This is a genomic window from Actinomadura vinacea (assembly GCF_039532545.1).
GTDB lineage: Bacteria > Actinomycetota > Actinomycetes > Streptosporangiales > Streptosporangiaceae > Spirillospora > Spirillospora vinacea.
In genome coordinates this window covers 130290-155450 of sequence record NZ_BAAARW010000019.1, presented here as the reverse complement: position 1 = coordinate 155450, position 25161 = coordinate 130290, and the positions used below count along the sequence as shown (strand labels likewise).

Sequence of the window (25161 nt, the reverse complement as noted above, 5' to 3'; positions counted from 1 at the left end):
GGCCTGGGTTTAGGGGTAGTTTGTGGTGGTAGAGGCACTCTTGTCGGTTTAGTGACCAGAAGTGGTCCGGCCGCACAGTCCCGAACCCCTCTGGTTGGAGGTGAGTGCCATCCTGGCGCTGCTGATGGCTCCGCTCGTGGCCCTGATCGCACTGATGCTCATGGAACGGCTGGAATCGACCATGCTGCCGCCCCGAACGCGGCACCGACGTCCCCGCTGACCCCTCGCAGCACCCCGAGATGGTCCGTTCCGGAACGGACTGAAAGGGACGATTCGTCGTTTCGTGGGGGATGATGCGTTCCATGAGCCTGCCGATCCTGCTGACCGTCGACGACGACCCGTCGGTGTCCCGTGCCGTCGCCCGCGACCTGCGGCGCCAGTACGGGCGCGACTACCGCGTGATGCGGGCCGCGTCCGGCGCCGACGCGCTGGACGCGCTGCGCGAGATCAAACTGCGCGGCGAGAAGGTCGCGGCGATCCTGGCCGACTACCGGATGCCGCAGATGAACGGCATCGAGTTCCTCGAGCAGGCGATGGACCTCTTCCCGCTCGCCCGCCGCGCGCTGCTGACCGCCTACGCCGACACCGAGGCCGCCATCCAGGCGATCAACGTGGTGGACGTCGACCACTACCTGCTCAAGCCCTGGGACCCGCCGGAGGAGAAGCTCTACCCGGTCGTGGACGCGCTGGTGGAGACCTGGCGGGCGACCGGCGACCGGCCGGTCGAGGAGATCAAGGTCGTCGGGCACCGCTGGTCCGAACCGTCCTACCGGGTGCGCGACTTCCTGGCCCGCAACGCCGTCCCCTACAACTGGTACTCGGTCGACGAGCCGGAGGGCAGGCGGCTGCTGGACGCGGCGGAGGCCGACCCCGACGACATCCCGGTCGTCGTCACCCCGGACGGCACCGCGCTGGTCCGTCCCTCGGGTGCCGAGATCGCCTCGGCCGCGGGCCTGTCCACCGAGCCAGCCAGCGAGTTCTACGACCTGATCGTGGTCGGCGGCGGCCCGGCCGGGCTGGGCGCCGCGGTGTACGGGGCCTCCGAGGGGCTGCGCACCGTGCTGGTGGAGAAGAAGGCCACCGGCGGACAGGCCGGGCAGAGTTCCCGCATCGAGAACTACCTCGGTTTTCCCGACGGGGTGTCCGGCGCCCAGCTCACCGACCGGGCCAGGCGGCAGGCCCGCAAGTTCGGTGCCGAGGTGCTCACCGCGCGGGGCGTGGTGGCCCTGGAGACGCGGGGCTCGGCCAGGGTCGTCCGGTTCGAGGACGGCTCGGAGATCGCGGCGCACTCGGTCGTCCTGGCCACCGGCGTGATGTACCGGGCGCTGGACGCCGACGGCTGTCCCGAGCTGACCGGGCGCGGCATCTACTACGGGTCGGCGTCCACCGAGGCGCAGTCCTGCGAGGGCGAGGACGTCTACATCGTCGGCGGCGCCAACTCGGCGGGCCAGGCGGCGGTGTTCTTCTCCCGGCACGCCCGCTCGGTCACGCTGCTGGTGCGCGGCAAGGACCTCGCCCAGTCGATGTCGCACTACCTGATCGAGCAGATCCGGGCGATCGGCAACATCACCGTCCGGCTGCGCACCAGCGTGGTCGCGGCGCGCGGCGACGGCCATCTGGAGGAGTTGACGCTGTGCGACTCCGAGAGCGGGCACACCGAGACCGTCCCGGCCGGGCACGTGTTCATCTTCATCGGCGCCGCCCCGCGCACCGACTGGCTGGGCGGCACCCTGGCCCGGGACCGGCACGGCTTCGTCTGCACCGGGCCCGATCTGCTCAACGAGGGGCGCCGGCCGGTCGGCTGGCCGCTGGACCGCGACCCCTACTACCTGGAGTCCTCCGTCCCCGGCGTGTTCGTCGCGGGGGACGTGCGGGCCCAGTCCGTCAAACGGGTCGCCTCGGCCGTCGGTGAAGGCGCGATGGCCGTGACCCTGGTGCACCGATACCTGGAGGAACGGTGAACGACGCGCTGAGCCATGACGAGCTGCGGACGCTGTTCCTGTTCGAACGGCTGACCCCCGAGCAGCTCGACTGGATCGCCTCCCACGGCAAGGTCGAGGCCCTTCCGGAGGGGTCGGCGATCGTCCGCGAGGGCGAGCCGGCCACCTGCTTCTACGTGCTCCTGTCCGGCACGCTGCGGATGACCAGGGCGGTCCGCGGCGAGGAAGTCGAGATCAACCGCAGCAGTCGGCGCGGCGTGTACTTCGGCGCCATCCAGTTCTTCGTCGACGGGGAGGACGACCAGCGGTACGGGGCGTCGGCGTACGCGGTCACCGAATCTTCCTTCTTCCTGCTGCCGGCCGACGAGTTCGCGGAGCGGTTCCGCGCCTGGTACCCGATGCCCACCCACCTGCTGGAGGGGATGCTGTCGGGCAACCGGAACACCCAGCTGGTGATCGGCCAGCGGGAGCGGCTGCTGGCGCTGGGCGCGCTGTCGGCGGGCCTCACCCACGAGCTCAACAACCCCGCCGCGGCGGCCGTGCGGGCGACCGCGTCGCTGCGCGAACGGGTCGCCGGGATGCGGCACAAGCTGGCCCTGCTCGCCCAGCACGACATCGAGCCGGGCCTGCTGGAGAAGCTGATCGACGCCCAGGAGCGGCTGGTCAAGCGGGTCGCCGCGGCGCCCAGGCTCGGCGCCATGGAGTCGGCCGACCGGGAGGACGAACTGATCGACTGGCTCGACGACCACGATGTGGCCGACGGCTGGGACCTCGCGCCGATCCTCGTCCCGGCCGGTATCGCGGTGGCCGACCTGGACGAGATCAACGACGCGGTCGGGGAGGCGTTCCTGAACGCGGCGCTGCGCTGGCTCGGCTACGCCCTGGAGACCGAGAGCCTGATGGGGGAGATCGAGGACGCCACCGCCCGGATCTCCCACCTGCTGAGCGCCGCCAAGCAGTACTCCCAGATGGACCGCGCCCCGTACCAGTGGATCGACGTCCACGAGGGCCTCGACTCGACCCTGGTCATGCTGTCCGGCAAGATCGGCAGCGGGATCAGGGTGGTCAAGGAGTACGACCGCGCGGCGCCGGCGATCCCGGCGTACGCGGGCGAGCTCAACCAGGTGTGGACCAATCTGATCGACAACGCGGCCGCCGCGATGGCGGGCTCGGGCACCCTCACCGTCCGCACCGGCAGCGCGGACGACCGCCTGATGGTCGAGATCCGCGACACCGGTCCGGGCGTCGCCCCGGAGAACATAGAACGGATCTTCGAGCCGTTCTTCACCACCAAGCCCGTCGGCGACGGCACCGGACTGGGCCTGGACATCTGCTGGCGGATCGTGGTCAACCGCCACCATGGCGACCTGCGCGTGGAGTCCGAGCCCGGCGACACCAGGTTCCAGGTGTTCCTGCCGCTGGACGAGCGGCCCCCGAGCGGCGGGTCCTGATCAGACGGTGATCAGGCGGAGGACCAGGGTGGCCAGGGCCAGCGCCCCGAAGCCGATCGCCGGGCGCATCGCGTCCAGCCGGTCGCCCGCCTTGGCGTGCACGATCAGCGCGCCCGCCGCCAGCGCGACCAGGCAGAACGCGGCGATGACGCCCAGCCAGGACAGCCAGAGCCCGATCAGCAGGCCCAGTGCCCCGAGCAGCTCGGCGCCCCCGAGCAGCCGGTAGGCGGGCCACTCGACGCCCAGGTGGCGGGCCTCGTCCATCTGCTGCTCGGCACCGCTGACCTTGTAATACCCCGCGAAGGCGAACACGGCCGCCGTCACGACCGCGAAGATCACGGTGAGTATGAACATGCCCACCCTCTGCCCCGCCAGATTCGCCCCACACCGCACGGCGGAGTAGGGCGGCCCGCCTTTCCACCGGTCGTCCTGCACGTGACGACGGACCTCGGCCTCACCGAACGCGAGACCGAGGTCCTCCGGCTGATCCGCCTACGTCACGGGCACGCCGGATAGAGGGGACGGGTGCCCGTCCCATGAACGGCGGGGTCGGTGAAACGGCAGCCGTAGTCGGGCTTCCCCGGGCGGGAGACGTCGTCGCCCTGTGGACGGGGCCCGCCGCGCTCCCAGCGGATCAGGTCGTCCCATGCCTTGCCGGCCTCAGCCGGGCTGAACTCGCAGTGCCCCACCGAACGGATCGCGCGCTGCACCAGCAGACCGCTCCGGCCGTTGCGTGCGACGTCGGCGCGGTAGCGCTGCTCCATGGAGAACGGCACGAACATGTCGCCGAGGTTGTGCAGCGACACCATTGGCACGTCCAGGCGTCCCGAAACGCTGGGGACCTGGGTCAGGCGGTCGGTGTAGCGGCTGCCGGGTTCGACCGGGCGCACCCTCTGGACGGTCCTGTTCACGTTCACCGGCGTGCTCGGCGCGTACCGGGTGCGCAGGTTGGTCGCTATCCGCCGCGGCTGCTGCGCCAGGGAGTCCCCGCTGGGTGGGGCCCCCAGGGAGAACAGGTAGTTCTGCCAGTACGCGAACGCGGCCGCGTCCCCCGGGCGTGCCCCGCCGCTGCGGTTCACCGCGATCGCACGGAACTGCTTACCCAGGTCATTGGTGGTGTCCGGGCCGCCGGGGGTGAGGCCGGTCAGCCCGAGCCCCTGCTGGATCCTGGGGACGATCGAGGTCACGTAGTCCGGCGGGGTCGGATAGGCGGGCAGGTCCGCCAGATCCTGCGCGACCACCTGGTAGTCCAGGAAGAAGTCGAACAACTCGTGATCGCCGAGCACCCCGCACATCGGCAGCGCGCCGTCGTAGAACCCGGGGAACTCCTCGATCGAACGCGCCGTGACGTGCCCGCCCATGGAGACGCCCGCGATGAACGTCTTGCGGGGCTTGCCGATCGTCCGGGCGAAATGCCGGGCCAGCTGGCGCGTGCTCAGCACCCCGGCCCGCACGTCGTAGTCGTTGGCGTAATAGGACGACGCGGCCCACGCGTACCCCTGGTCGAGCAGCTTCTGCCGCAACCCGTAGGAGGGCGTCTCCGCGCTGAGCACACGGGTCGTGCCACGGTAGCCGTGCGCCCACATCACCAGTTGCCCGTTCCAGTTCGGGGGCACCTCGATGTTGAACGCGGCGTGGCCCTTCACCCCCTGCAGGACGCGCGACGGCCGCCCGTCCACCGGCACCGGCGCCAGCGGCGGATTGCCGATCGTGTAACCGGGAAGCGGCTGGTCGTCCGGGACGGGATCAGGAGGGGGCGCGGCCGCCTGGGCCGGCATCGCGGTGATCGAGGCCGCCGCGCACAGCACGGCGAGCAGCATCGTGGGACGGCGCACGGCCGTCACCTCCTCGGGGACGGGCCGCCGCGGCCGGCGGCTCCAGGGCACGCTTGATGACCTTTCCGGTGGGGCTGGTCGGCAGCTCGTCGACGAACCAGACCCGCCGGGGGTACTTGTAGGCCGCCACGCGCTCCTTGACGAAGGCGCGCAGCTCGTCCGGGGGCACCTCGGCCCGCACCGCCACCGCGGCGGCGACCTCCTCCCCCAGCTCCGGATGCGGAACGCCGACGACCGCCGCCTGGCGCACCGCGGGATGCTCGTACAGCACCTCCTCGACCTCCCGCGGATACACCGTGTACCCGCCCCGGATGATCACGTCGCGGCGGCGGCCGACCAGGAAGAAGAACCCGTCGCCGTCGACCCGGCCCAGATCGCCGGTGTGGAACCAGCCGCCGCGGAGCGCCTCGGCCGTCCCCTCCGGATCGTTCCAGTAGCCCTTCATCACGTTCGGGCCGCGCACCACGATCTCCCCGATCTCGCCCGGCGGAACCTCCCGGTCCCGCTCGTCGACCACCCGCATGCGCACGTCCCGGACCGGCCGCCCGATCGACCCGGGACGGCGGCCCGCACCGGCCCGGTTGGCCGCCGACACCGGCGAGGTCTCGCTCAGCCCGTACCCCTCGACGATGCGGCAGCCGAACCGGGTCTCGTACGCGCGCAGCACGTCCACCGGCATCGCCGCGCCGCCGCTCACACAGATCCGCAGCATCGACAGATCGGACACGCCCGGCTGGTCGAGCAGCGCGATGTACATCGCCGGGACACCCTGGAACACCGTCACCCCGTCCCGCCGGATGACCTCCAGGGCCCGTCCCGGCTCGAACCGCGGCAGCAGGGTGAGCCGGGCACCCGCCCGCACGGCGGCGTTCAGCGCGCAGGTCTGCCCGAACGCGTGGTACAGCGGAAGCGCCCCCAGGACGACGTCGTCCACACCCAGCGCGTGCATCCGGGCCACCGTGGCCGCGTTCACGTCCAGGTTCGCGTGGGACAGCTCGATGCCCTTGGCCCGGCCGGTCGTCCCGGCGCTGTAGAGGATGACCGCGGTCTCCCCGCCCGCCATCGGCACGACCGCGTCCTCGGGCGGCACCCCGCGCAGCAGCCGGCGGAACTCCTCGGGCACCACGAACAGGTAGTCGGCGCACGTCCCGGCCGTCCCGGCCTCCACCGCCTCCGCGCACGCGTGCCAGGCGATCACCAACCGGGCCGCGCAGTCCCCCAGGTAGGCGGCGATCTCCCGGCGCTTCAGCAGCGGGTCGAGCGGGACGACGACCGCCCCGATCCGCAGCGCCCCGTAGTAGACCACCGCGAACTCCGGGACGTTCGGAAGCATGATCGCGACCCGGTCGCCGCGGCCGATCCCGCGCCGCCGCAGCAGCTCGCCGACCCGGGCGCTCATGGCGTCCAGAGCCCGGTAGCTGAGCCCCGTCCGGTCCAGCGTGAGGACCGTCCTTCCGCCGAACCGTCCGGCGGCCGTCCGCAGCCGGTCAGCCAGGTTCATGACCCATCATCGTGAGAGGACCCACCCCGCACACCCTCGCTCCGCTCGGTCATGCCGCGTCCCTGTGGGGGGACGACCCCCCACACCCCCCGACAAGAACCGGCACGCACGCCCTCGCTTCGCTCGGTCATGGGTGAGACGTTACGTCGGCTGTCCCATCGCCCTCATTGGTCGCGGAGACCAGTCTTTTCCGCCCGGGATTGGTGCCCGGCGGCAGCGCGTCCTGAAGCGCGATCGCGACCAGCAGATCCACCAGATCGGTGATGTGCCGCAGGTTGCGGCCGGTCCTCGCCTGGATGCGGCGCAGCCGGTACTGCGCGGTGTTGTGGTGGATCTGCAGCCGTTCCGCCGCGGCCCGCAGGTTGAGGTCGGCGGACGCGAACTCGCGGATCGTCGCGGTCAGGACGCCGCCGCGCGCCCTGTCCTCGTCCAGCAGCCCGGTGATCCGCGGGTCGACCAGGTGGCGGGCGGTGTCGTCGGCGCGCAGCGCCATGTACTCGAACGGGCTGATCCGCGGCAGCGCCGCCACCCCGCCGTCCTCCGGCAGGAACTCCAGCACGGCCCGCGCCTCCTGGTAGGCGCGCGGGATCTGCACCATCCCGGACACCACCGTGCTGATCCCCATCGCCAGCACGATCCCCTCGGCCAGCAGGCTCTCCTGCACCTCCTGGAGGCGGTCGCACAGCTTCTCCGGGTCGCCGCCCGGGCCCAGCGCCGCCACCGCGACGATCTCCGCCTGCCGGACGACCGACAGGGTGCGCCGGCCGTTCACCCCCGTCCGGGCGATGGCCGCGCACGCCGCGTGCCGGGCGTCCGTGCCGCCGCCCGCCCCGGTCCCGGCGGCGGTGACCGCCAGGCTCGCGCTCTTCCACTCGGCCTCGGCGCCGGGACGCGGCGCCGCGGCGGTGTCCTGGCCCACCAGCACGGCTGTGATCACCACCAGCGGGGTGCGGGCGTCGGGGCCCAGGCCATGCGCGTGCGCGGCGGCCAGCTGCGGGCCGCGCGTGGGCAGCTCCCCCGCCAGCAGGACCTCCACCAGGTCGCGGCTCTCCCGGACCGCCTCGGCCGCGGCGTACTGCTGGAACTCCACGTAGGTGTTGGCGGCATGGGTGCTGGCGAAGTCGATGTAGCGCATCAGCGCCGACGCCAGCGACAGCGCGGCCTCGTGCCCGGGGTACGTGCCGCCCGCGTGCTCGATGATCGCCTCCCAGAAGACCTGCTGGCCGACCCGGAAGGCGTTGATGTAGTCGGCCAGGGCGAACCCGGCCTGGGCGCGGCGCATCGAGGCGCGCCTGGTGAAGGCGACGTCGTCGAAGGTGACCGTGCGCTCCTCCAGCAGCACGGCCAGCTTGATGCGGTAGTGGCGGCCGACATGTTCCCGCACGTCGGCGTGGAATGCCGCGTCCTGCACGTCGTAGGCGGGGATCTCCGCCCGCATGGCAGCGACGGCGCGGTCCGCCAGTTCGTCCACACGGTCGAGGAGCTCGGAAAGGATACGAGAGCGTTCGGTACGGACGGTGCGCATTCCCGTGCTGAGACCACCGGACATGCCCGGATGATCCATGCCGTTCGCCGCAGCGTCAACGGCCCGTGACACGTCCGAGACGCACGCTGTGCTCGACGGACAACTCCCCGGTCGCATCTTGGGTTCCCGCGCCCAATGTGCGGCCTGAACGGCGGATCCTACGCTGACGCCCTACTCCGAACACCGTTCTGTGCCCCCGACCGACCACCGCCCACCCGCGCTCAGGAGGCCGGATGCTGGAGGTTCACGATCTCACGGTCCGTTTCGGCGGCATAACGGCGCTGGACGGCGTCGGCTTCACCGTGGAACGCGGCGAGATGGTGGGACTGATCGGCCCGAACGGCGCCGGCAAGACCACCCTCTTCAACTGCCTGACCCGCCGCTACCAGGCGAACGCCGGCCGGGTGGGCTACGAGGGCCGCGACCTGCTCGCCGAACCCCCGCACGCGATCGCCGCGCTCGGCATCGCCCGCACCTTCCAGAACCTCGGCCTGTTCCCGCGCATGTCGGTGCGCGAGAACACCATGGTCGGCGCGCACCACCACGGCCGCGCCGGCTTCTTGACCGCGAGCCTGCGGCTGCCGGGCGTCCGCCGGGAGGAGGCCCGGCTGCGCGCCGAGGCCGACGAGGTCCTGGAACGCCTGAACCTGACCGCCCTCGCCGACCACCCGGCGGCGGGGCTGCCGTTCGGCACGCTGAAACGCGTCGAACTGGCCCGCGCGCTGGCCGCCCGTCCCAAGCTGCTGCTCCTGGACGAGCCGGTGAACGGCCTCAGCCACGCCGAGGTCGACGAGTTCTCCGGAGCACTGCGCGCCATCCGCGACGACCTCGACGTGACCGTGATCGTCGTCGAGCACCACATGGGCTTCGTGATGGGCATCTGCGACCGGGTCATCTGCCTCGACTTCGGCCGCAAGATCGCCGAAGGCCCACCCGAACAAGTCCAACGCGACCCCGCCGTAATAGAGGCCTACCTGGGGACCGCGGCATGACCGAGCGAAGCGAGGGCATGCGTGCGCGCGGTTTGCGGGGGGTGTGGGGGGTCGTCCCCCCACAAGGACACCGCATGACCGAGCGAAGCGAGGGTGTGGGGGCGTGCGCGTTCCTTACTAGGAGGACGCATGAGTGGCCTTAAGGAAGACGCTGCGGAGGTCGGGCAAGGGTCTGGGCGGGAGTTCCTGGTGGTCGACGGGCTTCATGCCGGGTACGGGGACGTCCGCGTGCTGCATGGTGTCGGGCTGTCGGTCGGGCGGGGCGAGATCTGCGCGATCCTCGGGCCGAACGGGGCCGGCAAGACGACGCTGCTGCGGGCGCTGTGCGGGATGGTCCGCGGGCGCGGCACCGTGCAGTTGGACGGCACGTCCCTGTCCGGGCGGTCGCCGGACTCGGTGGCGCGGCTCGGGGTGGCGCACGTGCCTGAGGGGCGGGGCACGTTCATGCCGCTGAGCGTTGAGGAGAACCTGCGGCTCGGCGCCTTCGCGCGGCGCGATCGGGCCGCCGTGCAGGACGATCTGGACCGCGTCTACGGCTACTTCCCGGTGCTGAAGGACCGGTTGAAGCAGGCGGCGGGCAGCCTTTCGGGCGGCGAGCAGCAGATGCTCGCGATCGGCAGGGCGCTCATGCTGCGTCCCCGCCTGCTCCTGCTGGACGAGCCGTCGCTGGGGTTGGCGCCGCTGGTCACCCGCGAGCTGTTCAGCATCGTGCAGTCGATCAACCAGGAGGAGCGCACCACCGTGGTCGTCGTCGAGCAGAACGCACATCTGGCGCTGGGCATCGCCGGGCAGGCGCACGTGCTGGAGACCGGCCGGATCGTGCTGTCGGGGTCGGCGGCCGACATCCGGGCGGACGAGCAGGTCGCCCAGTCCTATCTCGGATACCGGATCTAGGCATGGTCGAGTTCCTGCAGCAGATCATCGAGGGGCTGGGCGCGGGCGCGATCTACGCGAGCCTGGCCCTGGCGCTGGTGCTGATCTACCAGTTCACCGGGATCGTCAACTTCGCGCAGGGCGAGCTGGCCATGTTCGCGACCTATATCGCCTGGCAGTTCGTGAGCGGCGGGGTGCCGTTCTGGCTGGCGCTGGTGCTGACGCTGGCGGTGTCGTTCATCGGCGGCATGCTGATCGAACGGGTGATCATCCGGCCGGTGGAGGGCGCGCCCGAGCTGACCGTGGTGATCGTCACCGTGGGCCTGTTCATCTTCGTCAACGCGGCGGCGGGCTGGATCTGGTCGTTCCTGATCAAGGACTTCCCGAACCCGTTCCCGCGCGGCGCACTGGAGGCCGGCGGGCTCAGCCTGGCCTACTCCACGCTGGGCGTCATGGCCGTGGTCGCCGGGGTCATGGGGCTGCTGTACCTGCTGTTCCGGCACACCAAGATCGGCCTGGGGATGCGCGCGGTGGCGGCCAACCCGGAGTCGGCGCGGCTGGTCGGCATCCGGGTCGGGTGGACGCTGGCGCTGGGCTGGGGCCTGGCCGCGACGGTCGGCGCGGTGTCGGGGGTGCTGGTGGCGCCGCTGCTGTTCCTGGAGCCCAACATGATGGGCGGCGTTCTGATCTACGCGTTCGCGGCGGCGACGCTGGGCGGGTTCGACAGCCCGGTGGGCGCGGTGGTGGGCGGCCTGATCGTGGGGGTGGCGGAGACGCTGGCGGGCGCCTATGTCGGCTTCATCGGCTCCGATCTCAAGGTCGGCGTGCCGCTGGCCGTCATCCTGGTCGTCCTGCTGCTGCGGCCCCAGGGCCTGTTCGGACGGGCGGCGGTGGAGCGGGCATGAGCGAGGCTCGCAGCAGGAGCGAGGCGCCCTCGGGCCTGGTCCAGGCCGCGCTGGCGCGGTGGCAGTGGATCCTGGTCGGGGTGCTGCTGGTGGCGGCGTGCTACGCGCCGTTCCAGCTCGTCCCGTTCCGGGTGTTCCAGTTGACGATGGTGCTGGTGTACGCGATCGCGCTGCTCGGGCTGAACCTGCTGGTCGGGCATGGCGGCCAGATCTCGCTCGGGCACGGGGCGTTCTTCGCGGTCGGCGCGTACGGGGCGGCGACCATGATGTTCCACTGGGAGCTGCCGTACCCGGTGACGCTGCCGCTGGCGGCGGTGCTCGCGTTCGTGATCGGGCTGGCGCTGGGCGTGCCGGCGACCCGGCTGCGCGGCCTGTACCTGGCGCTGGTCACGCTGGCCATCGCGATCTTTCTGGTGCCGCTGCTCAAGCGGTTCGAGTCGGTGACGGGCGGGTCGATGGGCCTGACCCTGGCGAAGCCGCGGCCGCCCGCCTGGACGGGCCTGGCCGAGGACCAGTGGCTGTACTTCCTGGCCCTGGTCGTGGCGCTCGCCGCGTTCGTGGTGACCTCCAGCCTGCTGCGTTCGCGGGTGGGGCGGGCGCTGCACTCCGTCCGGGACAACGAGACGGCGGCCGAGGTCATGGGCGTGCGGCTCGCGTTCTACAAGCGGCTGGCGTTCGCGTGGAGCGCGATGTTCGCGGGTGCGGCGGGCTGCGTCTACACGTGGGTGATCGGGTTCGTGTCGCCGGACTCGTTCACGGTCAACCTGTCGATCACGATGCTGGCGGGCATCGTGGTCGGCGGCCTGGGGTCGATGTGGGGTCCGCTGCTCGGCGGGCTGTTCGTGATGTTCGTGCCGAGCCTGTCGCAGGACATCAACAAGGCGGCGCCCGGGGTGATCTTCGGTCTGCTGATCATCGGGGTGATGTACGTGGCCCCGACGGGGCTGGCCGGGCTGGCGGGACGCGCTGCGCACTCGTTCGACAAGACCCTTCGAAAGGGGTAGGGCCATGCGGTCTTCAAGGTTCGGCGGGACGGCGGCGGCGGTGCTGCTCGTGGCGACGGCGGCGGCCTCGTGCGGCGGCCGCGGCGAGGACGACGGGGCCACCACCGCCTCGGGCGCGTGCAAGGGGCAGCAGACCACGGGCATCACGGACAAGACGCTGAAGCTCGGCGGCATCTACCCGCTGTCGGGTCCGGCGTCGGCGTACGGCGACATCCCCAAGGGCATCAAGGCGTACTTCGACTACGTGAACGCCGAGCAGAACGGCATCGGCGGGCGCAAGGTGGAGTTCGTCGTCCGCGACGACGGCTACCAGCCGCCGAAGGCGGTGGAGGAGGCGCGCCGACTGGTCGAGCAGGAGCGGGTGTTCGCGCTGTTCCAGACGCTCGGCACGCCGTCCACCACGGCGACCTGGGACTACGCCGGCCAGCGCAAGGTGCCGCAGGTGTTCGTGGCGACGGGCGCGTCCAAGTGGGGCAGCGACACCAAGCACCCGTGGACGATCGGGTGGCAGCCGAACTACGTGTCCGAGGCCCGGGTGTACGCCCAGTTCCTCAAGACCGAGAAGCCCAACGCCAAGGTGGCGGTGCTGTACCAGAACGACGACTTCGGCAAGGACCTGCTGGGCGGGTTCAAGAAGGCGATCCAGGGCGGCCAGATCACCATCGCGCAGGAGCAGAGCTACGAGGTCTCCGACCCGAGCGTCGAGCCGCAGATGCGCAACCTGGCCGGTTCCAAGGCCGATGTGTTCCTGAACATCACCACGCCGAAGTTCGGGTCGCAGGCGCTGGCGGCCGACGCCAAGCTGACCGGCTGGAACCCGCTGCACATCGTCAACAACGTCGCCTCGTCCGTCACCGTGCTGCGCCCGGTGGGGTTCAAGAACGTGCAGAACGTCGTCTCCGCGACCTACTACAAGGATCCGATCGATCCGCAGTGGAAGGACGACTCGGAGATGAAGCTCTACACGGCGAAGATGAAGCAGTACGCGCCGGGCGCCGACCCGTCGGTGCCGTACCACGCGTTCGGCTGGGCGGTGGCGAGCAGTTTCCACAAGACGATGCAGGCCGCCAAGTGCCCGACCCGCGAGGGTCTGCGGGACGCGATGCGCAACCTGAACAACGTCCAGATCCCGATGCTGCTGCCCGGCGTCACCATGACGACCGATAAGGACGACGGTTTCCCGATCGAGTCGATGCAGCTGATGCGTTTCAAGGGCGAGCGCTGGGAGCTGTTCGGCGAGGTCATCGACACCCGCAAGGCGTTCGGCCCGCTGACCGGCTGACCCGCCGTTCCCGGCGACGGCGGGGTCGGCGTGGGCCCGGAGGGCGCCTGGACGGCGTATCCTCCGGGCCCGCGTTCGATCAGGGGCGGCTAGCCGCGCGCGGCGCGGGACTTCTCGTAGGTGTCGACGATCTTGCCGAGCTTGGCGAACTTCTCGGTGAAGGCGAAGGGGTAGATGCCTTCGGGGGTCGCCGGCCGGTCGGCGTCGACGTACTGGGTGCCGAGGTTGGAGAAGACCACGACGATGTAGCTGCGTCCACCCTTGCCCGGCAGGGCCTTCACGATGCCGGCGTCGGCGGCGCTGTTGTTCACCCAGCCGGTCTTGTGGGCGAACGACACCTCGGCCTTCCCGTTGCAAGGCCGCACGTCGCGGCCGAACTTCGAGCCGTTGACGGTCACGGTGCCGTCGGGGCCGACCCAGCGGGACGGGACGGCGTGCGGGATGCCGGGCGCCGGGTACTTGCCGCACCAGTTGGGGGTGGAGAGCATGTCGTTCCAGCCCTGCGACCTGAGCTTGTCCTGGAAGAACTTGCGGGCGGTCGCGCTCAGGACGGCGCTGGTCACGGGCTTGCCGTCGGGGCCGGTCCACACCGTGCCGGGCGCGCCGTTGACGAGGGTGAGCAGCTTGGCGGTGTCCAGCGAGCTCATCGTGACCGGGTTGCCCCAGCGGCCGCCGTTGGCCGGGTTGGTGTTCTTGAGCTGCAGGGTCTGGAGGCCGAGGGACTGGAAGGTCTTGTTGAGCCCGTCGACGGCGCCGTTGTCGTGCAGCATCTTGACCAGTGCGCACGAGGCGGCGTTGGACGACCAGGTGAGGGACTCGTCGATGTACTGGGAGACGGTCTTGCTGGTCGCGCCGCCGCACAGGGAGCTGGTCTCGGTCGGCTTGTAGTCGTAGGTGGCGTCCAGCTTGACCTTGCCCTGGTCGACCAGCTGCAGCACCCCGAAGTTGACCATGAGCTTCAGGACGGACGCGGGGTAGGGGCTCATGAAGTCGAGGCTCGCGCCCTCGCGGCCGGGGACGATGTCGACGGTGCCCTGGCCCTTGTTGGCGTACCAGCCCGCGTCGTCCCACTGCCGCCACCGGACGGCGGTGGTGGACATGTTCTTGTCGACGGGGACCACGACGGGCTTCTTGTACGTCGGGCTCATGAGGACGGTGCCGGAGGAGACGGGCCGCCCGTTCTTGTCGAGCTCGATGACCGTCGCGTCGAGCTGGGGCTGCTGGGAGATCGGCTTGGCGTCGTCCGCGGCGGCGAGGAGGCTGCGGCGCTGCTCGAGCCCGTTGCGGGCCTCCTTGTCGACGGGGTTCATCAGCGTCTTGGCCTGCGCGGAGCTGGGCGGCGCGGTGTCCAGGACCTCCTGGAAGCGCAGCGCGTTCACGGTCTTCTGGAGCTGGAGCGCGACGGCGCTCGGCTTGCCGTTCGTCTGGTTCGCCACCCTGGCAGTGTCCACCGGGCCGGCCTGGGCGCCGCATCCCGCCAGCGCGGCGGCCGAGAGGAGTCCGACGGACCCGTACATCCATGATCGTTTCAACGCGTCCCCCTTGCGGTACTGATCGAGTGGATGATCATAGGGGCCTCCACCGGACCAATTTCGCTCAGGAACGATTTCGGACGGATTTGTACGCCGGAGCCTCACGCATAGGCGATCAGGCGCCCGCAGACGATGACGGCGGGCCAGGTGAGCAGGGATATGACGGCGGCGGCGCGGGCGGACGCCGGTGTGCGGGCCGCGGTGTCCCAGTCCTGGACGCCGCGGAACGGTCCTGTGTGGAAGAGCAGGATGTTCAGGCCGGCCGCGCCGATGAGCAGGATCTTCACCTGGAACGCGGTGTTGTGGGCCACCTGCGTGGCGTTCGCCGAGAACAGCAGCGCGCCGCTGACCGCGACCAGCGCGAATCCCGCACGCGACCAGGGCAGGGCGTGGGCGGCCAGCCCGCTCACCGGCAGCCGCCTGGAGAACCCCAGCAGGCGCATGTCGAACACGGCGATCGCGCCGAACATGACGGCGAGGCCGATGAGGTGGACCGACTCGGTGACGGGGTATGCCCACCGGCCTTCCCGGACGGCCGTGGCCGGCGCGGTCGCCTCCAGCCACGCGAAGACCTCGTTCAACGCTCGCGGCGGGTGCGCAGGCGGACCAGGGCGATGACGAATCCGGCGGCGAGCGCGGCGCCCCCGCCCAGGAGGAAGAGCGGCGGGTCGTCCGAGCGGGTGGCCGCGGGCGCCGCCGGACCGCCGGACGCCGCCGGCGCGGCCGACCGGGTACGCGCGGCCTGGAGGCAGCGGTCCACGAAACGGGTGAGAGTGCCGCGATAAGGGTGGGATCCCCCGGCCGCGTACAACATCTGCACGCGCAGTTCGCCCGAGTACTCGTCGCCTTCGGCGTCACAGCGGCGGTACACGACGGCCGCGACTTCGTCCCCAACCTGTGGACGACCGGACATGCCCCCGAGCGTGCCCGTGATGTCCGGGGGAAGGAGCAGGTCGCGCGCCTGCCCGGCTCCTTCCGCTATGGGCGGTCCGGCCCAGTCGTCGTGACCGCGCAGCCCTTCGACTCCGGGAAGCCTGTTCGGGACGGTGAGGTTCGCGGGCACCTCGATCCGCAGTTGCCCATGGGGAAAGCCGTACCGCGCCTGGATGACCCGGCCGCGCAGGTAGAGCGGCCTACTGGCGTCGTAACTGCCACCGCCTCCGTGGTGGGCGAGCATGCCGTGGAGCATGAGAAGCCCGATGGCCTTACCGGGGCTGGTACGCCCTCGTCGCATGAGCTTCCTTCCAGTCGGGGAGTCCATTCGTATAAGGGCCCGCATAAAAGCGCACGAAAAAGATGTGCGGCTGAACGCGAGGTTCCGTCCCCCGATCGTTGGCCCGGCGAGTAGCGCGCCCGCGCGAGCGGACGGATGATCGCACGACATGAGGACCGTGTGCCGCGTCACGCTCGCCTTCTGCTTGGCCGCAGGGCTGCTGCTCGTCCCGGCGACCGCGCCGTCCACAGCCAACGCCGCCGCCCCGCCCGGCCCCGGCACGCACAAACGCACCCTGACCATGGGCGGCTTCTGGCAGCGCGACTACCTTCTGCACGTCCCGCCCGGACGGACATCCGCGCCCCAACCCCTGGTCATCGCGCTGCACGGCGGCCTGGACGACATGAACTACATCCGCCGCCAGTCCGGCTTGGACGAGGTGGCCGACCAGAACGGTTTCCTGGTCGCCTACCCCGACGGCTTCATGCGGACGTGGAACGCCGGCGGCTGCTGCTGGTTCGCGCGGATGGCGGGCATCGACGACGTGGGCTTCCTCGACTCGCTGATCGACACGCTGGTGCGCGAGGGGCTGGCCGACCCGCGCCGGATCTACCTGACCGGGTTCTCCAACGGCGGCGGCATGGCCTACCGGTACGCGTGCGAGCGGTCCTCGCGGGTGGCGGCGGTCGGCGTGGTCTCCGGATCGCTGGCGGTCGAGTGCGCGCCCCGCGACCCGGTGCCGGTGATCGCCTTCCACGGCACCGCGGACTTCTCCGTCCCCTACGGCGGGGGCGGCAACCAGGACTGGAACAACCCCGAGCCGTTCCCGCCGGTGGCGGCCGTGATGGAGTTCTGGCGCACGGCCAACCGGCTGCCGCCGCTGCACCGGATCACCTTGGACACGGCCAAGACCACCTGCCGTAGCACGGGCCGCACCACGGGCCGCGACGGCTCCGGCGCCGAGGTCGAGTTCTGCACGATCTTCGACGGCGGGCACGAGTGGCCCAGCGGCCAGGTGGACCCGGAGGTCATGGCGAGCCCGCTGATCTGGCGGTTCCTCAGCGGGCACGAACGGCGCGGGTGACCTCCTCCCTGGGCGCGGCCGCGGCCACCGCCTGCGCGGGACGGTCCGGCCGCTGATCGTCCAGATGCTTCGGCACGTCCGGGAAGCGGACCCAGGTGTGCAGCAGGAGCAGCAGCTCGATCCTGCGGTCCGGGTCGTACAGGGTGTCGCCCAGCAGCTGTTCGAGGCGGCGGATCCGGTAGCGGACGGTCTGCTCGTGCACGACCAGCCGTTCCGCCGCGGCGACCGCGTTGTCGCGGCTCTCCATGTACGCCAGCAGGGTGCCGACCAGCGGTTCCCGGCGGTGCCGCGGCAGCTCCATCAGCGGCCCGAAGCGCACGCCCACCGCGAGATCGATCAGTTCCTCGCTCATGGACGCGACCAGCGTCGCCACGTGGTCGATCCAGTCGACCGGCGCCTTCTCCGGGATGGCGCCGCGGACGACCAGGTCCAGCGTGCGCCGGGCCCAGCGCAGCGACACCGCGCCCTTGTTCAGCGGGACGGTCGGGCCGACCGCCGCCGGCCGGCCCCGGACCAGCCCGGCCAGCATCCGCTCCCGCCCGGGCCCGTCCGGATCCGGGACGATCAGGTACGGCGCCGGGCCGTGCCAGTCGGCGAGCACCGTCGGCGGCGTGACCGGCACCTGGTCGTCCATGGCGGGGCCCAGGGCGACCAGCGCGAGGGTGCGGGGCGGGTCCCAGCCGGCCGGCCGGGCCAGCTCGCGCACCGCCTCCAGGCTGGCGGGGGGCTCGACGACCAGCAGGTCGCGCAGCCGCCAGCGGTGCCGCTCCCGCTCGGTGGCCAGGCGCCGCTGGGCGTCGGCGTAGCCCTGCGCGGCGGCGCCGGCCAGCTTCTCCAGGAAGACGAACAGCGACTCGATGATCTGCCCGAGGACGGTCAGCGACCAGTCGAGCCGGCGGGCGTCCTTGATGAAGCGGCGGCAGGCGACCTGCCCGCACACCCGGATGGCGGTCTGCAGCCCGTCCAGGCTGCGGCCGCTGCGCGCCTCATACGCGCCGATGCCGAGGTAGATGTCGGTCAGCTCGTCCCAGTCGGCGCCGGGCTCGCCCATGGCGTCGACGAAGTGCCGGACGGTCTGCTCGACCGTCCACCGCATCCTGCGCCCGTACTTGCTGTCGGCCGGTCGCGCGTACTCGGGGACCAGGCCCTGGATCTCGGCGACCATCTCGGCCGCGGCCGCCTCGAGGTAGGGCTGCAGCGGCCGTGCCAGGCCCGTCGGCACGTCCGCGAGCCGCTGCCTCGTCGCGGACGCTCTGGCTCGTTCGCTCACGCTGGACCTCCCTTGCCCAGGTCCCCCGAACGCTCTCCGCACACCACTCTTTACACAGTTGCGCGACGGCCTCCACAGGAATAGTCAACAGCGGCAGCTTCTTGGGCGCGCCGATTATCAATGTCCACATAAGCCCCACTCCGGGGCAATCCTCTCTGTGACCGCCATCGTCACACCCGGTCAGATCTCGCCCGGGACATGGCATCCTGGGTGCACGTCGAGGGAGGATGCATGGCCGGAGAGGTACGACCGATCACGCTGGTGGGGACGCCCGTCCTGCATCGGCCGTGCCGCCCGGTCGAGCGGTTCGACGACGAGCTGGCACTGCTGGTCGACGACATGTTCGCGAGCATGTACGCGGCGGAGGGCGTCGGCCTGGCGGCCAACCAGATCGGCGTCGACCTGCGCGTGTTCGTCTACGACTGCCAGGACGAGGACGACGTCCCGCACAAGGGCGTCGTCGTCAATCCCACCCTGGAGCCGCCCGGCCCCGGCGAGCGCCGGCTGGACGACGGCGACGAGGGCTGCCTGTCGGTGCCCGGCGCGCAGGCGCGGCTGGCCCGTCCCGACCGCGCGACCTGCCACGGCTTCGACGCGGCGGGCAACCCGGTCACGGTCGAAGGCACCGGCCTGCTGGCGCGGTGCCTCCAGCACGAGACCGACCACCTGGAAGGCCGCCTCTACATCGACCGGTTGTCGGGGCGCGCCCGCAAGAACGTCCTCAAGGATCACAAGGCGTTCCTCGCCGACCTTGAGGCGGCCTCCGCCTCAGCCGAGTAGCCGGTGGCCGACCGGCCGATCCATTCCGTGCGTCCCGCCGGTGACGACGGCCTTCTTTCGCACTTGCGCGTTTGCCTCGGGTCCAGGCGCGAATAACCGCCATTTCGTGCCATCGGCGTCGCAGTGAAATCCCGTGCGGTGTCAGGCCACGGGGCGCGCCCCTACGGGCCGCGTCGGCCGTCGCCATGCCCGGGACGGGCGTCTGCGCGGACGCCTGTCGCGGACGCGGCTTCCGGGTGAACGGGCGGCCGACGGCCCCTGGCCTGTGATCACGGTAAGGCGGCCTGCCACCCCCGAACGGTTCGGCTGCCGTCGCACGCTGGGCGATTTGTCCAGAAAAGTTACCTCTGGCACAAATGTGATCTTTGTGGGATATTGACGGGGTTCCCATTGATGATCTTGGTCGGACGCCCCCCGGCACGTCCCGACGGTTCAGCTCAACAGTGCCTCCGCGTCGGCCAGGAGCCGAGATCGAGGAGCACCGTATGGAGTGGCGCCGCAGAACGCCCGCCCCCGCGATCACAGTCGCCCTGACCGGCACGGCGTTGATCGCCCTGCAGAGTCCCGCTTCCGCCGACGTGCTGTCCCTGGCGAACTTCCAGCTTCGCCCCAACGCCTACGGCACCGCGCTGCGCGACCGGGCCGACGCCCTTCCCCTGAAGAAGGGCACCGTCACGAACATCATGAACGACCTCAACCGGAAGCGTGACGACGGTGCCCCGGTGACCGTCGGCGGAGCATGCAACTCGGCCGCGGTGGGCCCCGGCGTGAAGCCGTCGATCCAGCGGAGCCTGTGCTTCCAGGACGACGACAACGAGTCCACGCAGTGGTACCCGCAGGGCGTGACCACGGTCGCCGACATGCAGGCCGACCAGCAGTGGGGCGACGGCTACCAGCCGGTCCTGGTGAGCTGGTACGACGCCAACACCGACAGCACGGTGAAGGGCGTCCGCGTCAGCTTCATGAACCGCACCACCGGCGCGTACCGGCACGTCCTGCTCGTGTATCCCAAGCAGAGCAACGGCATCACCAGCTACGACTCCGTCCGGGTGTCACAGGACAACACCAACGGCAACTACAACACCTCGCTGCACGCCGGCGGGATGGTGTGGTACGGCGACTACCTGTTCGTCGCCGACACCGGGCGCGGCTTCAGGGTGTTCGATATGCGCCGCATCTTCGACCTGGGCGCCTCGGAGAACGGCACCACGGACGGGGACCACCTGATCGGGTACCAGAACGGCACCTACTACGGGTACGGCTACCGCTACATCATGCCGCAGGTCGGCTCGTGGACGCACACGGCGGCCACCGGGACGAAGTGCTCCGACAACGTGGGCGCCGAGGACGGATCGCCGAACTTCTCCCACACCTCGCTCGACCGCAGCGGCACCGACACCCTCATCGCCGGCGAGTACTGCGCCGGAACCGAGGACACCAACGGCCGGGTGGCCACCTGGCCGATGGCGGGCGCGTTCAGCGGCGGCGAGCTGATCATGGACCCCGACCGCCGGTGGAACGCGAACGCCGCCTACACCCTCCCGGTCAGCAACGTCCAGGGCGCGACCCGGTTCGGCGGCAAGTGGTACCTGAGCCAGAGCCACGGCCTGACCTCGGCCGGAACGCTCCACACCGCGGTTCCCGACGTCCGGCCGCCCGCGGTCACCGGGCCTCTGCGGGCCACGGGCGACGCGCCGCTGCCCATCGGTCCGGAGGACCTGTCGCACTGGCCCGGCGGGAGCGCGACCTCCCCGACGCTGGGCGCGATCTGGTCGGTCTCCGAGCACCCCGGGAACAAGTCCAACGGCGATGGAGAAGGCCGACGCATGGTGTGGGCGGTCAACCCCTAGGAAGAAGATCCTCGTAGGCGTCGAGGACGGCGTGGAACTCCGCCACCGGGAGTTCGCACGAACGGCCGTCCAGCCAGAGATGCTCCAGCCGCACGGTCTCGGCGCCGCGCACGAGATGGCACGCGTTGCCCGTGTGCTCCCATCCGGGCTCCGCGGCCCGCAGGACGTCCAGGTGATGCCGGTGCGCCTGGACGTCCTGAGCGAGGAACGCGGCCAGGACATACGACCGCCCGGTCAGACCCGTCGCCCTCTCCACAAGCGGCATGACCGTCCCATGGCCGCCGTCCACCGGGAAGAACACCCGGAAATGCGCGGTCACCGCGGCCACGGCGTCCGGGTGGACGGGCAGCCGCCCGACCCCGTTGGGGTCGAGGTAGCCGTGGCCGGGCACGCCCGCGACCACCCCCGACCAGGCGCCGGGGATGCCGGGGATGAACGCGGTGTCGGGCGACATCAGCGCGGTGGCGACGTCCGCCCTGATCTGGACGCCGTCGATCCGGCGCGGCAGGAAGGTCTTGGTGCCCGTCCAGACCCGGCCTGCCTGGTCTCGCATGGCCATGTCCGCCCAGTACGCGTCCGGCGCGCCGGACCGGCAGGACTCGGGATGCGGGGCGAGCCCGGCCATTTCCATGAGCATGGCCTGCGAGGTCTGGAGCAGCCCCCACCCCCACGCGGGCGGCGTCGCACCGCCCAGGGCCAGCATCATCATCTCCGCGCCGGGGCGGGACGGCGATGGGAGCGGCATCGACATCCCACTAACTATTCCGCTTTTTCCGAGCAAACGCCCCGGAACCCAGCAGATCAGATTTGACCTCAACAAGACTTGAGGTTTCAGACTGGGTCCATGCGATTGATCGAAGCCAAGAAGTTCGGCGGTCCCGAGGTCCTCCAGCCGCACGAAGCGCCCGACCCGCTGCCAGGCCCCGGCGAGGTCCTGATCGAGGTCGTGGCGATGGACACGCTGTTCGTGGAGACGTGGATCCGGGCCGGCCGGGCCGGCGAATTCTTCGATATCACCCCGCCGTACGTCCCGGGCGGCGGCGTCGCGGGCACCGTGACCGCGCTCGGCGAGGGCGCGGACCCGGCCCTGCTCGGCGCCCGCGTCGCCACCTTCACCGAGAACGGCTACGCCGACCGGGTCGTCGTCCCCGCGGACACGCCCCTCCGCGTGCCGGACGGGCTCGCCGACCTCAAAGACGCCGCCGCCCTGATCCACGACGGCGTCACGGGGATGGGCGTGATCGAGGCCGCCGCCGTCCGGCCCGGCGAATGGGTGCTGATCGTCGGGGCGACCGGCGGGATGGGCATCCTGCTCGTCCAGCTGGCCCGCGCCGCCGGCGCCCGCGTCATCGCCGCCGCACGCGGCGAACGGAAGCTGGCCCTGGCCCGCGAACTGGGCGCCGAGGCCACCGTCGACTACTCCGAGCCTGGCTGGGCCGAACGTGCCCGTGCCATGACCGGGGGCACCGGCGCACAGGTCGTCCTGGACGGCGTCGGCGACGACATCGGCAACGCCGCCTTCCAGGCCACAGCGGACGGCGGCCGTTTCTCCGCACACGGCGCCACCACCGGCGGGTTCGCCGACGCCCGCGCCGACCGCGGCATCGAGGTACGCGGCATCCAGGACGTCCAGTACGACCTGGACGAGCGCCGCCGCCTCCTCGGCAAGGCCCTGGACGAGGCCGCCGCCGGACGCCTCCGCCCGGTCATCGGCCAGACCTTCCCACTGGAACGCGCCGCCGACGCCCACACCGCCATCGAATCCCGCACCGTCATCGGCAAAACCCTGCTGCTCCCCTAGCCCCAGCCCTAGTGGAAGTGGGGGACGATCAGGTAGACGCCGTACAGGACGATGGCGGCGCAGGCGGCGAAGCACAGGCATGCCGCAGTGGCCGGTATGACCGTGGACCGGCCGCGCTCCGCCGCGGCCTGGCGGGCGGAGGCGGCCAGCAGGCCGACCGCGAAGATCACCACGACGGCGACGGTCGCGCCCAGGCTCACCACGAAGACCTGGCCGAGTGATGACCACTTGATGTCCATGCGGCTGCTCCAGTGCTCTCAGGCCGCCGTGGCGGCGGACTCGGTCCGGCGTTCGGGGACCTCGTTGACGTTGCGGGAGTCGACCGGCGCGCGGCGGGATGCCGCGTAGATCCCGGCTGCGACGGCGAGCGCCGCGAGGGCGGTGACGAGCACCCCGGCGTCGCCGCGGGTGCTGACCGAGGCGGCCAGCGCGCCGACGGCCGCCGCGGAGGGGAGGGTCAGCAGCCAGGCCATCGCCATCCGTCCCGCGACGCCCCAGCGGACCTCGGCCAGCCTGCGGCCGAGCCCGGACCCGAGGATCGCGCCCGAGCACACCTGCGTGGTCGACAGCGCGAACCCCAGGTGGGTGGAGGCGAGGATGACCGAGGTCGCGCCGGACTCGGCGGCGAACCCCTGCGGCGACTCGATGTCGGTGATGCCCTTGCCCATCGTCCTGATGATTCCGACCCACCCCGCCACCATGGGATCAACACCATCTGCACAGCGCGACCAGACCCGCACGCCGGCGGCTGCCAACCGCAGGTCGCGGGCGGCTAAAGCACCACCGAACCGACGTGACCGAGTGGCCTCAGGTACCGCACGAGCGCGTCACCTGGCCGATGGGGCGAGCGCCGTAGGCCGGGACTTTGAAACACAGCCCGGAATCGATCGTTCGACACCACCCGAATATAAATGCACGGGGTTGACACGCACCCTGATCATGCGGCTAATATTGCGGCCATGGAGCTGTGATTCCCACCGGTCGAGCCGCCGCGGCGCTTTCCGCGGCCCGCTCCCATCCTCGGCGCCCAGGGGCGCCCACCCGTCGCACGCATACCTGATCGCCCGCTGTCCCGAGCACTGCTCCGGCATCGACGCGACCGGGCGCGACGAGTCACGCTCCCCTACCGGCGCTTTTCATCGGAACCATTCTTTGCGGCCTTTCATGGCCGAATTCCAACGTGCCCGGAGGTGTTAGCCCATGCGTGCCCAAAACCACAACGCAAGCGAAGAAACGCCCTTCCAGAAGGCGATGAAGAAGAAGGGCAAGGGCCGGAACGCCGACCCCAAGTCGGCGGCCTTCGCCCGCGGCGCGCAGCGCCGCAACGCCCGCCGGCTGCCCACCCGCCAGCTGCAGCGCGGCCGCTGACCCCGCGGGCCCTGGACGGCACCACCGTCCAGGGCCCGCGGCTCCTGGGATCGCCTAGCCGCGAGCGCCGTTCAGCGCCGGGGCCAGTCGTTCCAGCTGGTCCACGGCCGAGACCAGGTCGGGCGCCAACGGGTGGACGAGCACATGGTCGGCGCCCGCGTCCAGGTGCGCCCGCAGCCGCTTGACCACCTCGGGCTCGTCACCCCAGGCCAGTAGAGCGTCGGCAAGCCGGTCACTGGGACCGCCGCGCAGGTCGTCGTCGGTGTAGCCCAGCCGCCTGAAGTTGCGCGTGTACGGGTTGTCGCCGGCCCAGCCGGCGCCGAAGAGAGCGCGGAGGCGGCCGCGGGCGGCGTCCGGGTCGGTTTCGAGGACGACGGCCTGGTGCGGGATCAGCAGGCCGTCCGGGCCGAGCGCGGCACGGGCGTTCTCCGTGTGCTCGACGGGCTGAAGGAACGGGTGCACGCCGCCGGCCCGCTCGCGGGCGAGCCGGTGCGCCTTCGGGCCCAGCGCGGCGAGCACGCGCGGGTAGGGGACACCCCAGGAGGCGGCGTCCATCGCGTCAAGGTACTCGCGGAGCATGGTCAGGGGACGTTCGCCCGACTGCCCGCCCAGGCCCAGGACGAACCGGTCAGGGTATGCCTCGGCGAGGGTGGCGGCGCCGCTGTGCATGGCCGCCGGGGCGCGCATGCTGATGTTGGCGATGCCGGTGCCGACGACGAGCCGTTCGGTGGCGGCGAGCATCAACCCGTGCTGCGCGAACGCCTCGCGACCGCCGAAATTCGAGGCGGCGGGCGCCTCGCCGCTCCACAGGGAGGCGTAGCCGAGGCGCTCGATCCGGGCGAACTGCTCGCGCTGCACCGCGACGGGCGTGTTCAACAGGGTGGCCGGTGCCACCCAGACTCCGAACCGGCCGCGAATCGCATCCATGGCAATCCCTCCCAAGCGGAGTCTGCCT

24 protein-coding genes are annotated in these 25161 nt (G+C 71.2%); 12 read left to right on the top strand and 12 right to left on the bottom strand.

Features of this window, described 5'->3' with window-relative positions:
* Positions 1-302: 302 nt before the first annotated feature.
* Positions 303-1961 carry an NAD(P)/FAD-dependent oxidoreductase gene (locus ABD340_RS24440; RefSeq protein WP_344591895.1) on the top strand — a complete coding sequence of 553 codons (1659 nt, stop codon included), beginning with the start codon at positions 303-305 and terminating at the stop codon, positions 1959-1961.
* Entirely contained in the window at positions 1958-3391 is a 1434-nt protein-coding gene (locus ABD340_RS24435; protein ID WP_344591893.1) for an ATP-binding protein, read from the top strand. The genes ABD340_RS24440 and ABD340_RS24435 overlap by 4 nt, the downstream gene beginning before the upstream one ends.
* Here ABD340_RS24435 and ABD340_RS24430 read toward each other — a convergent pair whose 3' ends face one another.
* From ABD340_RS24430 to ABD340_RS24415, 4 genes are all read right to left on the bottom strand, one after another.
* Positions 3392-3745: a DoxX family protein gene (locus ABD340_RS24430; protein ID WP_344591891.1), complete on the bottom strand. Its 354-nt coding sequence runs from the start codon at positions 3743-3745 to the stop codon at positions 3392-3394.
* Between the two features lie 143 nt (positions 3746-3888).
* The gene (locus tag ABD340_RS24425; protein ID WP_344591890.1) at positions 3889-5226 is read right to left on the bottom strand and encodes a DUF6351 family protein; all 1338 of its coding nucleotides are present in this window, start codon (positions 5224-5226) and stop codon (positions 3889-3891) included.
* Complete coding sequence (locus ABD340_RS24420) at positions 5138-6727, bottom strand: long-chain-fatty-acid--CoA ligase (RefSeq protein ID WP_344591889.1); 1590 nt, start codon at positions 6725-6727, stop codon at positions 5138-5140. The genes ABD340_RS24425 and ABD340_RS24420 overlap by 89 nt, the downstream gene beginning before the upstream one ends.
* 127 nt (positions 6728-6854) lie before the next feature.
* Complete coding sequence (locus ABD340_RS24415; protein WP_344591888.1) at positions 6855-8276, bottom strand: PucR family transcriptional regulator; 1422 nt, start codon at positions 8274-8276, stop codon at positions 6855-6857.
* 209 nt (positions 8277-8485) lie between these two features.
* Here ABD340_RS24415 and ABD340_RS24410 point away from each other — a divergent pair, with 209 nt between their 5' ends.
* The 5 genes from ABD340_RS24410 (at position 8486) to ABD340_RS24390 (ending at position 13308) form a co-directional block, all read left to right on the top strand.
* Entirely contained in the window at positions 8486-9244 is a 759-nt protein-coding gene (locus ABD340_RS24410; RefSeq protein WP_344591887.1) for an ABC transporter ATP-binding protein, read from the top strand.
* A 129-nt stretch (positions 9245-9373) separates the two neighbouring features.
* Positions 9374-10138, top strand: a complete 765-nt coding sequence (locus tag ABD340_RS24405) for an ABC transporter ATP-binding protein (RefSeq protein ID WP_344591886.1) — start codon at positions 9374-9376, stop codon at positions 10136-10138.
* 2 nt (positions 10139-10140) lie between these two features.
* The gene (locus tag ABD340_RS24400) at positions 10141-11022 is read left to right on the top strand and encodes a branched-chain amino acid ABC transporter permease (RefSeq protein ID WP_344591884.1); all 882 of its coding nucleotides are present in this window, start codon (positions 10141-10143) and stop codon (positions 11020-11022) included.
* Positions 11019-12026: a branched-chain amino acid ABC transporter permease gene (locus tag ABD340_RS24395; protein ID WP_344591883.1), complete on the top strand. Its 1008-nt coding sequence runs from the start codon at positions 11019-11021 to the stop codon at positions 12024-12026. Before ABD340_RS24400 ends, ABD340_RS24395 begins: the two co-directional genes overlap by 4 nt.
* Positions 12027-12030: 4 nt before the next feature.
* Positions 12031-13308 (top strand): ABC transporter substrate-binding protein, encoded by a 1278-nt coding sequence (locus tag ABD340_RS24390; protein WP_344591881.1) that lies wholly within the window; start codon positions 12031-12033, stop codon positions 13306-13308.
* 89 nt (positions 13309-13397) lie between these two features.
* Here ABD340_RS24390 and ABD340_RS24385 read toward each other — a convergent pair whose 3' ends face one another.
* From ABD340_RS24385 to ABD340_RS24375, 3 genes are all read right to left on the bottom strand, one after another.
* The gene (locus ABD340_RS24385; RefSeq protein ID WP_344591880.1) at positions 13398-14840 is read right to left on the bottom strand and encodes a serine hydrolase; all 1443 of its coding nucleotides are present in this window, start codon (positions 14838-14840) and stop codon (positions 13398-13400) included.
* A gap of 101 nt (positions 14841-14941) precedes the next feature.
* Positions 14942-15421, bottom strand: coding sequence for a DUF6644 family protein (locus ABD340_RS24380; protein WP_344591879.1), 480 nt, complete (start codon positions 15419-15421; stop codon positions 14942-14944).
* Positions 15418-16074 (bottom strand): hypothetical protein, encoded by a 657-nt coding sequence (locus tag ABD340_RS24375; protein ID WP_344591877.1) that lies wholly within the window; start codon positions 16072-16074, stop codon positions 15418-15420. Before ABD340_RS24375 ends, ABD340_RS24380 begins: the two co-directional genes overlap by 4 nt.
* Positions 16075-16222: 148 nt before the next feature.
* Here ABD340_RS24375 and ABD340_RS24370 point away from each other — a divergent pair, with 148 nt between their 5' ends.
* Positions 16223-17137 carry a CE1 family esterase gene (locus ABD340_RS24370; protein WP_344591876.1) on the top strand — a complete coding sequence of 305 codons (915 nt, stop codon included), beginning with the start codon at positions 16223-16225 and terminating at the stop codon, positions 17135-17137.
* Here the strand turns inward: ABD340_RS24370 and ABD340_RS24365 are convergent.
* A complete protein-coding gene (locus ABD340_RS24365; RefSeq protein WP_344591874.1) occupies positions 17112-18407 on the bottom strand; it encodes a PucR family transcriptional regulator in 1296 nt (431 codons plus the stop codon). The genes ABD340_RS24370 and ABD340_RS24365 overlap by 26 nt on opposite strands.
* Positions 18408-18638: 231 nt before the next feature.
* Between ABD340_RS24365 and def the strand changes: the two genes are divergently transcribed.
* Positions 18639-19187, top strand: a complete 549-nt coding sequence (gene def, locus ABD340_RS24360) for a peptide deformylase (protein WP_344591873.1) — start codon at positions 18639-18641, stop codon at positions 19185-19187.
* 485 nt (positions 19188-19672) lie between these two features.
* Positions 19673-21037, top strand: coding sequence for a hypothetical protein (locus tag ABD340_RS24355; RefSeq protein WP_344591872.1), 1365 nt, complete (start codon positions 19673-19675; stop codon positions 21035-21037).
* Here the strand turns inward: ABD340_RS24355 and ABD340_RS24350 are convergent.
* Complete coding sequence (locus ABD340_RS24350) at positions 21027-21788, bottom strand: hypothetical protein (RefSeq protein ID WP_344591871.1); 762 nt, start codon at positions 21786-21788, stop codon at positions 21027-21029. The genes ABD340_RS24355 and ABD340_RS24350 overlap by 11 nt on opposite strands.
* Positions 21789-21881: 93 nt before the next feature.
* Here ABD340_RS24350 and ABD340_RS24345 point away from each other — a divergent pair, with 93 nt between their 5' ends.
* Complete coding sequence (locus tag ABD340_RS24345; RefSeq protein WP_344591870.1) at positions 21882-22838, top strand: zinc-binding dehydrogenase; 957 nt, start codon at positions 21882-21884, stop codon at positions 22836-22838.
* A gap of 8 nt (positions 22839-22846) precedes the next feature.
* On the opposite strand, the gene ABD340_RS24340 is transcribed toward ABD340_RS24345, so the two are convergent.
* Complete coding sequence (locus ABD340_RS24340; RefSeq protein WP_344591869.1) at positions 22847-23077, bottom strand: hypothetical protein; 231 nt, start codon at positions 23075-23077, stop codon at positions 22847-22849.
* Between the two features lie 18 nt (positions 23078-23095).
* On the bottom strand, positions 23096-23539 hold the full coding sequence (locus tag ABD340_RS24335; RefSeq protein WP_344591867.1) for an inorganic phosphate transporter: 444 nt from the start codon (positions 23537-23539) through the stop codon (positions 23096-23098).
* A 499-nt stretch (positions 23540-24038) separates the two neighbouring features.
* Between ABD340_RS24335 and ABD340_RS24330 the strand changes: the two genes are divergently transcribed.
* Positions 24039-24206 (top strand): hypothetical protein, encoded by a 168-nt coding sequence (locus tag ABD340_RS24330; protein ID WP_344591865.1) that lies wholly within the window; start codon positions 24039-24041, stop codon positions 24204-24206.
* Between the two features lie 54 nt (positions 24207-24260).
* On the opposite strand, the gene ABD340_RS24325 is transcribed toward ABD340_RS24330, so the two are convergent.
* Positions 24261-25133: a TIGR03620 family F420-dependent LLM class oxidoreductase gene (locus ABD340_RS24325; RefSeq protein WP_344591864.1), complete on the bottom strand. Its 873-nt coding sequence runs from the start codon at positions 25131-25133 to the stop codon at positions 24261-24263.
* Positions 25134-25161 lie beyond the last annotated feature (28 nt).

Excerpts from the sequence above, each read along its gene's own strand:
- ABD340_RS24395 (WP_344591883.1), top strand. The coding sequence starts at position 11,019 with ATGAGCGAGGCTCGCAGCAGGAGCGAGGCGCCCTCGGGCCTGGTCCAG.
- def (WP_344591873.1), top strand. The coding sequence starts at position 18,639 with ATGGCCGGAGAGGTACGACCGATCACGCTGGTGGGGACGCCCGTCCTG.
- ABD340_RS24375 (WP_344591877.1), bottom strand. The coding sequence starts at position 16,074 with ATGCGACGAGGGCGTACCAGCCCCGGTAAGGCCATCGGGCTTCTCATG.
- ABD340_RS24340 (WP_344591869.1), bottom strand. The coding sequence starts at position 23,077 with ATGGACATCAAGTGGTCATCACTCGGCCAGGTCTTCGTGGTGAGCCTG.
- ABD340_RS24355 (WP_344591872.1), top strand. The coding sequence starts at position 19,673 with ATGGAGTGGCGCCGCAGAACGCCCGCCCCCGCGATCACAGTCGCCCTG.
- ABD340_RS24350 (WP_344591871.1), bottom strand. The coding sequence starts at position 21,788 with ATGTCGATGCCGCTCCCATCGCCGTCCCGCCCCGGCGCGGAGATGATG.
- ABD340_RS24370 (WP_344591876.1), top strand. The coding sequence starts at position 16,223 with ATGAGGACCGTGTGCCGCGTCACGCTCGCCTTCTGCTTGGCCGCAGGG.
- ABD340_RS24420 (WP_344591889.1), bottom strand. The coding sequence starts at position 6,727 with ATGAACCTGGCTGACCGGCTGCGGACGGCCGCCGGACGGTTCGGCGGA.
- ABD340_RS24325 (WP_344591864.1), bottom strand. The coding sequence starts at position 25,133 with ATGGATGCGATTCGCGGCCGGTTCGGAGTCTGGGTGGCACCGGCCACC.
- ABD340_RS24345 (WP_344591870.1), top strand. The coding sequence starts at position 21,882 with ATGCGATTGATCGAAGCCAAGAAGTTCGGCGGTCCCGAGGTCCTCCAG.
- ABD340_RS24430 (WP_344591891.1), bottom strand. The coding sequence starts at position 3,745 with ATGTTCATACTCACCGTGATCTTCGCGGTCGTGACGGCGGCCGTGTTC.
- ABD340_RS24410 (WP_344591887.1), top strand. The coding sequence starts at position 8,486 with ATGCTGGAGGTTCACGATCTCACGGTCCGTTTCGGCGGCATAACGGCG.
- ABD340_RS24390 (WP_344591881.1), top strand. The coding sequence starts at position 12,031 with ATGCGGTCTTCAAGGTTCGGCGGGACGGCGGCGGCGGTGCTGCTCGTG.
- ABD340_RS24440 (WP_344591895.1), top strand. The coding sequence starts at position 303 with ATGAGCCTGCCGATCCTGCTGACCGTCGACGACGACCCGTCGGTGTCC.
- ABD340_RS24330 (WP_344591865.1), top strand. The coding sequence starts at position 24,039 with ATGCGTGCCCAAAACCACAACGCAAGCGAAGAAACGCCCTTCCAGAAG.
- ABD340_RS24405 (WP_344591886.1), top strand. The coding sequence starts at position 9,374 with ATGAGTGGCCTTAAGGAAGACGCTGCGGAGGTCGGGCAAGGGTCTGGG.
- ABD340_RS24400 (WP_344591884.1), top strand. The coding sequence starts at position 10,141 with ATGGTCGAGTTCCTGCAGCAGATCATCGAGGGGCTGGGCGCGGGCGCG.
- ABD340_RS24335 (WP_344591867.1), bottom strand. The coding sequence starts at position 23,539 with ATGGTGGCGGGGTGGGTCGGAATCATCAGGACGATGGGCAAGGGCATC.
- ABD340_RS24415 (WP_344591888.1), bottom strand. The coding sequence starts at position 8,276 with ATGTCCGGTGGTCTCAGCACGGGAATGCGCACCGTCCGTACCGAACGC.